Below are 11,005 nucleotides of genomic sequence, written 5' to 3'. Positions count from 1 at the left end.
TCGGAAGGGGGTCGGCACGGCCTCGCGGGTGGGAAGCGGCGCATCGTGGGCGTGAAGCGGCACGGCGTCACGGGTGGCGGGCGGCACGGTGTCGCGGGCGGGGGTGGGCGCGGCGGGTGCGACGGTGCTGGGCCTGCCGGGTGGGGTGGCGAGCCGTGTGCCCGCTGGGCGTGCGTGGTGGGCGGTCCCCGGGGCGGCGGGGCCCGGGTGTGGCGTGGCGATCGTGACGTTGAGCGGGGTCACGGGGCTGTGGTGGGGGGGCTCCGGGGTGAACCAGGCGACGGGGCCGTGGGTGCTGTCGGCGGGGCGGCGGAGGGCGGAGTGGGCTGCTGCATGCGGTGGCTCTTCTGCGCGCGGTGCGCCTCGGGCTTGCTCGGCGCCGGGTGGAGGGCTGCGGCGGAGCGGGTTCGGTGCGGCGGCGCACCTGGCCCTGGCGTTCCGCCACTCAGGTGAACGGGGCAGGCGTCACCGGGGTCACGCCCGCATTGGAGTGGCTCCGGCGTGAGGCGGAGGTAACCCGTCTCGTGATGCGCCCCTCGGTTCCTGGTGGACGCCGATCGACACTCCGGCGCACTCGGGTTCGCCCTGGTGCCGCCCCTGGTCCGGCCGGCTCCCCCGTGGCTTCGGGGGCTCCGGACGAGGCGTCCGCGTCCCCTCACGCTTCCCCCTCGCCGTCCTGGCCGGTCGGCAACGTGCCGTCCGCGCCGGCGGCCCGCCGTCGGCCATGCGTCCTGGCTGCGGCACCCGGGCGTGCACCGCCGGGGCGGGAGGACCGCGGGTGGGTACCGGCTCCGCCGCGTCGGGCTCCCATAGGGCGTCGTCGGCCGGCGGCAGCGGAGCCGGCAGCCGAGGGCGGGGTCGACTCGGCACCGGGAAGGGGACGGGCGGCGTTCGCCGGTTCCTCGGCCCCCTTGGCTGCCACCGCTTCCTCGACTCCCACCGCTTCCACGCCCTCCGTGACTCCCACCGCCTCCTCGGCTCCCGCGGCGTCGGCGTGCTCCCGTGAGGCCGCCTCACGCGCGCGTCCGTCGCGTTCCGAGCGCAGACAGCGCCGGACCGACTCGGGGTCCAGCCCTTCGTCGACGGCCTGGTGGAGGAGCCGGGCGAAGAGGTAGGCCGGGTCCGCCGCGAGCGCCATGGCGAGGGCTTCCCGGGCCTCGACCTCGTCGCCCGTCGACCAGGCGACCCAGCCGGCGAGGGTGAGGGGTGCCGCGGCGTGCTCGCCGTAGGGGCCGACGCATCGACGAGCGAGCGCACGCCACAGGCGGAGGGCGGGCTCGGCTTCGTCGCCCTCCATCCACTCGGCCAGCCGGTCACGGGTGGTGCGGTCCTGCAGCCCGAGGATCAGGGCCGCGGCCTCATCGTGGCCGAGCAGTTCGTCGTCGCGACGGTCCTCGGCGAGGATGCCGGACACCGGAGGCGCTGCCGCGAGGCGGCGCATGACGCGTTCGGCCAGCGCGACGGTGTCCTCGGCGACCCGCAGGCGGCCCGTGCCGTCGATGATCCTGGGGACCAGCGCCATGCTCGTGGTGTCCAGAGCCACCTCCTGTTCCAGGGCTGCGGGTGTCTCCCACGGCAGCAGGCGTCCCCTCAGCTCGCCCAGGGAACTGCGGACCCGCACTCCCGCGTAGGCGGCAGCGGCGGCGAGGACGGAGGTACCGGGCAGTCCCATCGGCCTGCCCTCGGAGGGACAGCACTCCTCACGCTCGCAGACGTACGACCAGTAACGGCCGTCCGAGATGCACAGTGCCTCGGTCACGGGCACGTCGAGCTCCCCGCACTTGGTGCGGAGTTCCTGCGCGAGGGGCTGCAGCCGCTCCTTGACCTGGCGGCCCGTCTCACCGCGCGCGGGCTCCTGGCAGAGGAAGGCGATCATCTGCTCCGGTGGGGCACCTCGTCGGCGGCTTCCGGTGATCAGTCCTCGGGTCAGCTCGCCCGCGACGGACTCCCAGTCGTCGCTGTTGCGGGGAATCCCGAGGCGGGCGCGGCCGCCGAACCGGCCCCGCCCGCCGTGGTCGTAGAGGGCGACCAGGACGATGCTGTCCTCGGGGCGGTAGCCGAGCAGGTACGGCAGCGCGTCGGCCAGTTCGGCGGGGGTGCGCAAGGTCACCTGGTGCACGGGACGGTCTTCTCGCCCCATGGGCCCGACAAGGTGGCGGAAGGCGTCGTTTTCGAAGGAACCAGTGGTTTCGCCGTGATTCGTCATGCGCAGACGATCTCGCGGATTTCGATGTTCCGCTTGGGGCTGTGGATAATTCTGGGCAGGGCCACGTCAAGCCATCCCGGGCGCGCTGCGAGGAGGCCTCCGGGCAGGCACCGAGGAGCGGACCGGATGCGCGGTGACCGCCTCGTCCGGCAGGTCCGTCCACCCGTCACGCCCGGATTGTCAGTGGCGTCCGGTTGGATGGAGGCATGGAGCACACGAGCAACGCGGATCTGCGGACGGCTGCCGACGCGGTCCTCGCCCGTCTGGTCGGAGACCCCACCGGCGCGGCACGGCTGCGCGAGGACCAGTGGCGGGCGATCGAGGCCCTGGTCGCGGACAGACGCCGGGCGCTGGTCGTGCAGCGCACGGGGTGGGGCAAGTCCGCGGTCTACTTCGTGGCGACGTCGCTGCTGCGGGCCCGGGGAAGCGGGCCCACGGTCATCGTGTCCCCGCTCCTCGCGTTGATGCGCAACCAGGTGGAGGCGGCGGCCCGGGCCGGCATCCACGCCCGGACGATCAACTCCGCCAACACCGAGGAGTGGGAGACCGTCCAGGACGAGATCGCCGCCGGTGCGGTCGATGTGCTTCTGGTCAGCCCCGAGCGGCTGAACAACCCCGACTTCCGCGACCGGGTGCTGCCCGAGCTGGCGGCCGCCACCGGGCTCCTCGTCGTGGACGAGGCGCACTGCATCTCCGACTGGGGACACGACTTCCGGCCGGACTACCGCCGTCTGCGGACCATGCTCGCGGACCTGCCCGCGGGAGTGCCGGTGCTGGCGACCACGGCCACCGCCAACGCCCGGGTGACCGCCGATGTCGCCGAACAGCTCGGCACGGGTGACACGGCCGGCGCCCTGGTGCTGCGCGGCCCGTTGGACCGGGAGAGCCTGACCCTGAGCGTGCTGCGGCTGCCGGACGCCGCGCACCGCATGGCCTGGCTCGCCGACCACCTCGACCAGCTGCCGGGCTCCGGGATCATCTACACGCTCACCGTGGCCGCCGCCGAGGAGGTCACCGCGTTCCTGCGGCAACGCGGCCACGCCGTCGCCTCGTACACCGGACGGACCGAGAACGCCGAGCGCCAGCAGGCCGAGGACGATCTGCTCGGCAACAAGGTGAAGGCCCTGGTCGCCACGTCCGCGCTCGGCATGGGCTTCGACAAGCCCGACCTCGGCTTCGTGGTCCACCTGGGTTCCCCTTCCTCCCCCATCGCCTACTACCAGCAGGTCGGCCGCGCCGGGCGCGGGGTGGAGCATGCCGAGGTGCTGCTGCTGCCGGGCAAGGAGGACGAGGCGATCTGGCAGTACTTCGCCTCGCTCGCCTTCCCCTCGGAGGATCTGGTGCGGCGCACGCTCGACGTCCTCGCGCACGCGGAGCGGCCCCTGTCCCTGCAGGCGCTGGAGCCCTTGGTGGAGCTGCGCCGGTCCCGGCTGGAGACGATGCTGAAGGTCCTCGATGTGGACGGGGCGGTGAAGCGGGTCAAGGGGGGCTGGACCGCCACCGGTCGGCCGTGGACCTACGACACGGAGCGCTACGCGTGGGTCGCGCGGCAGCGCGCCGCGGAACAGCAGGCGATGCGCGAGTACGCCGCGACGACGGGCTGCCGTATGGAGTTCCTGCAGCGGCAACTGGACGACGAGGGCGCCAAGCCGTGCGGCCGCTGCGACAACTGCGCGGGGCCTCGCTTCACGGCCGACACCTCGTCGTCCGCCGTGGACGCCGCCCGCGTCGACCTGGGCCGGGCCGGTGTCGAGGTGGAGCCGCGACGCATGTGGCCGACGGGCCTTCCGTCGATCGGCATCGACCTCAAGGGTCGCATTCCCGCCGGTGAACAGGCTGCGCCGGGCAGGGCGTTGGGTCGCCTTTCGGACATCGGATGGGGCAACCGCCTGCGCCCACTGCTGGCGCCGCAGGCACCCGACGGGCCCGTTCCGGACGATGTGGCGAAGGCGGTGATCGGCATGCTGGCCGACTGGGCCAAGGGCCCCGGCGGCTGGGCGTCCGGCTCGGCGGACGCCCCGCCTCGTCCGGTCGGCGTGGTCACGCTCGCCTCCCGCACCCGGCCGCAGTTGATCGGTTCGCTGGGCGCACGGATCGCGGACGTCGGGCGGCTGCCGCTGCTGGGGTCGGTCGAGTACGTGCCGGATGCCGCGCCGGTCGCGCGCAGCAACAGCGCCCAGCGCCTGAAGGCACTCACCGGCACGCTCACCGTGCCGCCCGCCCTGGCCACCGCCCTCGGGCAGGCCGAGGGCCCCGTCCTCCTCGTCGACGACGTCACGGAGACCGGATGGACGCTGGCGGTCGCCGCGCGGCTGCTTCGACGGGCCGGTGCGCCGGGGGTGTTGCCGCTCGTGCTGGCGGTGCAGGGCTGACGCCCGGTCGAACCTCGTCCTCGGCCCGACCACGGCTGCCGCCCAGCCGCCGCCACGTGTGTCGGCCGGGGGTGAATCACCAGGCAGAGACAGGGGAAGAAATACAGCGCTGAGATATAAGCCCCAGACCCGCGCATTCCGGTCTGCGGCCCCAATTGCTCGTTGCCGCATCCAAGTTCGACAGGAAGAATTGAAGTCCGCTCCCCGCGCGGCTCGTCCGTGGTCCGGTAGGGCTCTGCTGCGGCGTGGGCTCCCCCGAATCCGACTCGCCCGCAGTGTGGGCGCGTAGCCGAAGGGAGGATCGTGACCTTCGGATTCGCTCCGTCCTCGGCGGCATCCTTGTCGACGTCCGCGTCCGCCGCTTCCGCCAGCCGCATGCTCGAACCCGCCGAGTGGGCCGCCGCGGGCATTCCTCTGCTGCGCAACCCCAGGGAAGTCGTCAGTGGACTGCACGCCCGGCACCGGCCCGGGCCGTCGACCGCCGTCGTGGCCGTCCTGGACCCCGACGAGCGACTGCGGGCCAGCGCGTCCTTCACCCGCCGGCCCTCACCGGCGGACGGCTGGCAGTTCCGCAACGCGCTGCTGTCCCAGCTGCGCCGGGTGATCCCGCACGACCTGCGGCGCCGCACGCCGGTGCGGACCGCGGTGCTGCTGTACTGCCGTGACGGCGACGCGCGTTGGACGGAGGAGGACGGTGCCTGGATGTGGGGTCTGCGTGACGCCTGCACCCTGCACGGACTGCGCTGCGGGGCGTACATCACCCTGACGCGTGACGGCTGGCAGGTCCTCGGCGAAGGACGCGGCGGACGCCGCCCCCACGCCGACTCGGCGCCGGAGCCCTTCGCCACGGCGGAAGCACCGCCGCCGCTGCCTCGCACCGGCGGTGTCGCCTCGGAGATCCTGCGCCGGGCGGCGGCCCGCTGAGGCGGCCTGCCCGACGGGAGCCCCCGAGGATTCTCGCCGCCCTCAAGCGCGCCCGCTGGCCCCACCGGCCGGGCACGCACCACTCCCCTGCCGGGTTCCTGCGCCGGGCCCGGCCACAGCGCGTGCCGGGCTACCCGGGGCCCGTACGACAGCCGGGACTCGATCGCACGACGACCCCAGCCCAACCGCATGCGACCCCGGCCGGAACGGCTTGGCGCTGGGGGCAGTCCACCAGTCCGGGCCACCCACGGGCAGGACTGAGCCACACGGTGACCTCACCCCGCGAAGGACCGGCGAAGGGATCGCTCGGCAGCCGTCGACCACCGACCGGCCCGTCGCTCCGGACCGCCACGGGGACCGAGAAGCAACCCGTAGCTCCGGGCGACCACACGGCCGGAAACGGTGCACCGCGGCCCGTCAGACCCCCGTGCCCAGCACCGCGTTGATCTTCTGCGGGTCGCCGCAGACGATCAGCAGGGCGCCGGCCTTGGTGTGCGCGGCGGACAGGGCGGTGGCGGCAGCGGCGTCGGTCCCCCCGTTGAGGGCGACGACGACCACCGGCCGGGTGGCGGCGCGTCCGGCGACGGCGGCGTCCGCGTAGAAGACGTCGTCACGTGCGTCGTGCTGGGCCCAGTAGGAGGTCTCGCCGAAGGAGAGCTCGTGGGCGGCCCACGGGTGCGACTCGCCGGTGGTGATCACCAGCACGTCACCGGGAGCACGACCGGAGTCCAACAGCAGGTCCACGGCCTCCTCGGCAGCGTCGAGGGCACCCTCGATCGAAGCCGGGATCAGCTGGATCTGCGGCGTCGCCGGGGCGGCAGCAGCCGGAGCGGGGTGGGCCGGAGCCGCCTCACGGGGCGTGCGCTGCACCGGAGGCATGGGCCGGAGCGGCCCGGGACGGCCGGGGCGGGCCGGAGCCGCGGGGCGGGGGCCGGGTACGGGGCGGGGGTCGGCGCGGTACGGCCACTGGCCGGAGTGGCGCGGGGACCCTGGGCACTCTCGTGAATCTGAGGCTCCTCGGGAATGAGAGGCATGGGCTGATATTTATCAAACGTTGGTGCGGCTCACGTGAACGGGTGGCACATGAGTGCGAGCGGAACCGTCAGAAATCGAAGCCGAGCTGGCCCTCGATCTCCGGAACACTTCCGTCCGCCCAGCTGCGGGCCTTCTTGAGATGCCGCCACTGGGGCAGCGCATCAAGATACGCCCACGACAACCGGTGGAGGGGGGTGGGTCCCCACTCCGCCAGTGCGGCCTTGTGCACGGGGGAGGGATACCCGGCATTGTCCGCAAAACCGAAGTGTGCATGCTCGACACCCAGTTCGGCCATCATTTTGTCGCGCTGGACCTTGGCGATGACCGAGGCCGCCGCGACCGCCACGCACGAACGGTCCCCCTTGATCACCGTGCGAACCCGCCACGGTGTGCCGAGGTAGTCGTGCTTCCCGTCGAGGATCACCGCGTCGGGACGCACGGGCAGGGCCTCCAGGGCCCGTCCCGCGGCCAGCCGCAGCGCGGCGGTCATCCCCAGGTCGTCGATCTCCTCCGGGGTGGCGTGCCCCAGGGCGTACGCCGTCACCCACTTCTGCAGCGCTTCCGCGAGCTCCGTGCGTCGTTTGACGGTGAGCAGTTTGGAGTCGGTGAGTCCCTCGGGGGGCCTGCGCAGTCCGGTGACCGCCGCGCAGACGGTGACGGGACCGGCCCAGGCGCCGCGCCCCACCTCGTCGACACCGGCGATGACCTTCGCTCCGGTCGTGGCGCGCAGGGAGCGCTCGACGGTGTGAGTAGGTGCTTCGTACGGCATGGCGCCCTTAGCGTACGCCGCCGTGATCCTTGAGCGACACCCCGGTCCCCCTCCGGCCGGCGACCGCCCGCGGCCGGCCGTCAGGCGCCGCCCGGGCGCAGCAGCGGAAGCATCAACTGGTCGACCATCTCCTCGATCTCCTGGTCGTTCCATTCGCTGGCGCACATCTTGTTGCGGTACATCATCATGGCCGGAACGGCGTCGAGGACATAGCTGTTCACCGCGTCGGCTCGCACCTCACCTCGCTCGATACCCCGCTCGACGGTCTCGCGCAGGAGTTCCAGCATGGGCCGGACCACACCCTCGACGATGACCGTGTGGAAGCGCTCGGCCTGCGTCGGATCGCATTCGTGAATCACTGATCGCAGTGCGGTGCCCGGGCGCGAGAACATGGCGTCGCGCGCCTGCCGGCACAGCGCCAGCAGGTCCTCTCTGATGCCCCCCAGATCCGGTGGCCCGCCCAGCCGCGGCAGCCCGGCCTGGAGGGCGTCGGCGACCAGATCCTCCTTGGACGGCCACCGGCGGTAGACCGCGGCCTTGCCGGTCTGGGCGCCGGCGGCGACGCCCTCCATGGTGAGGCCCTTCCAGCCGACCGTGCCGAGCTGCTCCAGCGCGGCGTCGAGGATCGCGCGTTCGAGCACGGCGCCGCGCCGACGGGGGGCGGCCGCCCGGGCAGAGGCGGTCGTCCAGCGCGAGGTAACCATCCAGTGTCTCCAGCGGACTCAGAGAGCGGGTGTGTCGGGGAATCGGTGTGCGCGACGCGGCAACGGCGGGGGACACGCCTGGGGCCACCTCATTAAGTGAACGCTTGCGTTCTCTATGAGGGACTCACTACCGTGGAGCGCGACAGTGAACGGAATCGTTCACTAAGGCTCTTGTGGGGGACCCATGGCCACAACCTCTCAACTCGTCCAGGACCAGAAACCAGGTGCGGCTCGCCGGGAGGGGCATCCCGGAATCGCACTCGCTGTCATCGCGGCCTGCCAACTCATGGTGGTACTCGACGCGACGATTGTGAACATCGCGCTTCCGCACATTCAAGACGCACTCAGCTTCAGCACCACCGACCTGACCTGGGTCGTCAGCGCGTACACACTCACGTTCGGCGGCCTTCTGCTGCTCGGCGCGCGCGCCGGTGACATCCTCGGCCGGCGCCGCGTCTTCATGACCGGCATCCTGCTGTTCGCCTTCGCCTCGCTGCTGGGAGGGCTGGCGCAGGAACCGTGGCAGTTGCTGGCCGCTCGGGCCCTGCAGGGCGTGGGTGGCGCGATCGCGTCGCCCGCCTCGCTGGCGCTGATCGCCACGACCTTCCCCGAGGGCCCCGAGCGCAACCGGGCCTTCGGCGTCTTCGCCGCCGTCTCCGCGGGCGGCGGCGCGATCGGCCTGCTGGCCGGTGGCATGCTCACCGAATGGCTGGACTGGCGGTGGGTGCTGTTCGTCAATGTGCCCATTGGTGTGCTGATCGCCGTACTGACGCCGCTGTACATCAACGAGTCCGAGCGGCACCCGGGGCGCTTCGACATCGTCGGGGCTCTGACCTCGACGGTCGGCATGGCCGCCCTGGTGTACGGCTTCATCCGCTCGGCGGAGGAGGGCTGGCGGGACGGTCTGACCGTCGGCTCGTTCGTCGCGGCCCTCGTGCTGCTGGTGGCCTTCGTGTTCACCGAACGGCGGGCGAAGGAACCGATCACCCCGTTGCGGATGTTCGCCGACCGCAATCGCTCGGGCACCTACGTGATCATGCTGTGCCTGGCGGCGGCGATGTTCGGGATGTTCTTCTACATCGTGCTGTTCGTGCAGAACGTGCTCGGTTACAGCCCGATCGAGGCCGGGTTCGCCTTCCTGCCCGTCACGGTCGCGATCGCGGTCGGCGCGGGCCTGGCACAGCGTTTCCTGCCGGTCCTCGGCCCGAAGGCGTTCCTCCTCGCCGGATCGGCACTGATGACCGTCGGGCTGGCCTGGCAGACGCTGATCAGCCCGGACAGCACATACGCCGGCGGCGTCCTCGGCCCCATGCTGGTCTTCGGCTTCGGCATGGGCCTGAACTTCGTGACGGTGACGATCACCGCCGTGTCCGGTGTCGCCTCGCACGAGGCGGGTGCCGCGTCGGGCCTGCTGAACGCCACACAGCAGGTCGGCGGTTCGCTCGGCCTGTCGATCCTGACCACCGTGTTCGGCTCGGCCAGCAAGGACGAGGCGAGCAAGCAGCTGCCGGACTTCCTCACCGGCGGCACGGCGGAGCAGAAGGCGGAGTTCGCCAGGTCGCACCAGCTGCCGGCCCCGTGGGGGCACGAGGTGCTCGCCCACGGCATCTCCTCGGCCTTCGTCCCGGCCACGGCCATGGCCGCGCTGGCCCTGGTCACCGCGTGGGTGGCCATCCGGGTGCGCAAGAGCGACCTGGAGGCGCTGGCGGGCACGGCCGGACCGATGGCCTGACGCGCAAGGGCCCGCACAGGACCGCGGATGGCCGCACCGCGCCCGGGGGACCGACGGCGGGGACGCCGGTCCGGCCATCCGCACCCCGTCCGCCCGCCGCCGCTCCCGGCGCCCGCGCTGCCCCCACGGTGGGGGCAGCAGCGACCGCAGGCCGACCAGCAGGGACGACAGCAGTACGAAGACCGGCATCCGCACGACGACCACCCTCCCCTCGACCGAGCTCACCCACCCGCAGGCACATCCGGCGGGCGTCACCGCAGCAACTGTGGAGACAACGAGGCTCGATCACGCAGAGTTCCCGGCCGACACGGAGAGTTTCCACGCTCCCGATTACGCCTGACACCCCGCTCGCTCAGGCGGAGGCCGGCACCCACTCAGGCAGAGCCTCGGTCCGCTCCAGCCAGGCCGCAGGAGGGCCCCCCGCCTTGCCTCCGGCCAGCACCCCGCCCACGATGGCGCAGGTCGTGTCCACGTCGCCGCCGACCTGAGCGGTGGTCCAGAACGCCTCCTCGAAGTCGCCCAGGGACCGCGCGGCGGACCAGAGCGCGAAGGGCACGGTGTCATGGGCGCTGGTACGCCGACCGCATCCCAGCACCGCGGCGACGGTGGCCGCGTCGCCGTAGTCGAGCATGTCCCGGGCGCGTCGCAGGCCCTGGCCCACGGCGCTCTTGGGGATGAGGGAGACGACTGCGTCCAGCAGCGCCTCGGGGCCGGGCGGACCGCCCGGAGCGGCGGCCAGCGCGGCGGCCGCGGCCACGGCCATGGCACCGACCACGGCCTCGCGGTGCTGGTGCGTCGGATAGGCGGAGATCTCCGCCTGGTGGGTCGCCTGCTCCGGGTCGTCGGCGTACCAGGCACCCAGCGGCGCGATGCGCATCGCCGCGCCGTTGCCCCAGGAGCCCTGCCCCTGGAAGAGGGCCGATGACAGCTCGCGCCAGTCGCCGCCCTCGCGGATCAGCCGCAGCAGACGGTTGACGGCGGGTCCGTACCCGCGGTCGAAGTCGTGGTGCTCGGCGAAGGAGAGGGCGAGGGCGTCCTGGTCGATGCGGTGGTGGGCGGCGAGGACGGCGACGACCGAGCAGGCCATCTCCGTGTCGTCGGTCCACTGCCACGGCCCGGCCGGCAGTTCCCGGCGCTTGAGGAGCGGATAGTTCGCGGGCACGAAGAACTGGGAGCCCAGAGCGTCCCCCACCGCCAGTCCGCGCAGGGCTGCCAGGGCGCGAACCAGGCGCCCGTCGAAAGAGGAATCAGCGGTCATCGCCC

7 protein-coding genes and 2 pseudogenes are annotated in these 11,005 nt (G+C 72.6%); 3 read left to right on the top strand and 6 right to left on the bottom strand.

Going from position 1 to position 11,005, the window contains the following annotated elements; translation table 11 throughout:
- Together C3489_RS39085 and C3489_RS25445 are read right to left on the bottom strand one after the other, a co-directional pair.
- Positions 1-243 (bottom strand): annotated as a pseudogene (locus C3489_RS39085) (hypothetical protein); the annotation flags it as partial.
- Positions 244-655: 412 nt separating this feature from the next.
- Positions 656-2,119 carry a DUF4192 family protein gene (locus C3489_RS25445; protein WP_374936778.1) on the bottom strand — a complete coding sequence of 488 codons (1,464 nt, stop codon included), beginning with the start codon at positions 2,117-2,119 and terminating at the stop codon, positions 656-658.
- Between the two features lie 293 nt (positions 2,120-2,412).
- On the opposite strand from C3489_RS25445, the gene C3489_RS25440 reads away from it, so the two are divergent.
- On the top strand, positions 2,413-4,578 hold the full coding sequence (locus tag C3489_RS25440) for a RecQ family ATP-dependent DNA helicase (RefSeq protein ID WP_103784387.1): 2,166 nt from the start codon (positions 2,413-2,415) through the stop codon (positions 4,576-4,578).
- A 303-nt stretch (positions 4,579-4,881) separates the two neighbouring features.
- Positions 4,882-5,502, top strand: coding sequence for a hypothetical protein (locus C3489_RS25435; protein WP_103784386.1), 621 nt, complete (start codon positions 4,882-4,884; stop codon positions 5,500-5,502).
- Between the two features lie 417 nt (positions 5,503-5,919).
- Here the strand turns inward: C3489_RS25435 and C3489_RS25430 are convergent.
- The 3 genes and pseudogenes from C3489_RS25430 to C3489_RS25420 all read right to left on the bottom strand — a co-directional run bounded on the left by C3489_RS25430 (position 5,920) and on the right by C3489_RS25420 (position 8,010).
- Positions 5,920-6,536 (bottom strand): annotated as a pseudogene (locus C3489_RS25430) (hypothetical protein).
- A 68-nt stretch (positions 6,537-6,604) separates the two neighbouring features.
- A complete protein-coding gene (locus C3489_RS25425; protein ID WP_103784385.1) occupies positions 6,605-7,306 on the bottom strand; it encodes a ribonuclease HII in 702 nt (233 codons plus the stop codon).
- 80 nt (positions 7,307-7,386) lie between these two features.
- On the bottom strand, positions 7,387-8,010 hold the full coding sequence (locus tag C3489_RS25420) for a TetR/AcrR family transcriptional regulator (RefSeq protein ID WP_103784384.1): 624 nt from the start codon (positions 8,008-8,010) through the stop codon (positions 7,387-7,389).
- A gap of 184 nt (positions 8,011-8,194) precedes the next feature.
- Here C3489_RS25420 and C3489_RS25415 point away from each other — a divergent pair, with 184 nt between their 5' ends.
- Positions 8,195-9,742 (top strand): MFS transporter, encoded by a 1,548-nt coding sequence (locus tag C3489_RS25415; protein WP_103784383.1) that lies wholly within the window; start codon positions 8,195-8,197, stop codon positions 9,740-9,742.
- A 352-nt stretch (positions 9,743-10,094) separates the two neighbouring features.
- Here the strand turns inward: C3489_RS25415 and C3489_RS25410 are convergent, their stop codons facing one another.
- Positions 10,095-11,000 (bottom strand): ADP-ribosylglycohydrolase family protein, encoded by a 906-nt coding sequence (locus C3489_RS25410; RefSeq protein ID WP_103784382.1) that lies wholly within the window; start codon positions 10,998-11,000, stop codon positions 10,095-10,097.
- Positions 11,001-11,005 lie beyond the last annotated feature (5 nt).

Source organism: Streptomyces sp. Ru71 (assembly GCF_002920535.1).
In the GTDB taxonomy this organism is placed as follows: Bacteria; Actinomycetota; Actinomycetes; order Streptomycetales; family Streptomycetaceae; genus Streptomyces.
Note: the sequence above shows the minus strand (reverse complement) of the source record. Positions and strands in the feature narration are given on the sequence as shown.

Coding starts and splice junctions, on each gene's coding strand:
- C3489_RS25420 (WP_103784384.1), bottom strand. CDS start 8,010: ATGGTTACCTCGCGCTGGACGACCGCCTCTGCCCGGGCGGCCGCCCCC.
- C3489_RS25425 (WP_103784385.1), bottom strand. CDS start 7,306: ATGCCGTACGAAGCACCTACTCACACCGTCGAGCGCTCCCTGCGCGCC.
- C3489_RS25415 (WP_103784383.1), top strand. CDS start 8,195: ATGGCCACAACCTCTCAACTCGTCCAGGACCAGAAACCAGGTGCGGCT.
- C3489_RS25410 (WP_103784382.1), bottom strand. CDS start 11,000: ATGACCGCTGATTCCTCTTTCGACGGGCGCCTGGTTCGCGCCCTGGCA.
- C3489_RS25440 (WP_103784387.1), top strand. CDS start 2,413: ATGGAGCACACGAGCAACGCGGATCTGCGGACGGCTGCCGACGCGGTC.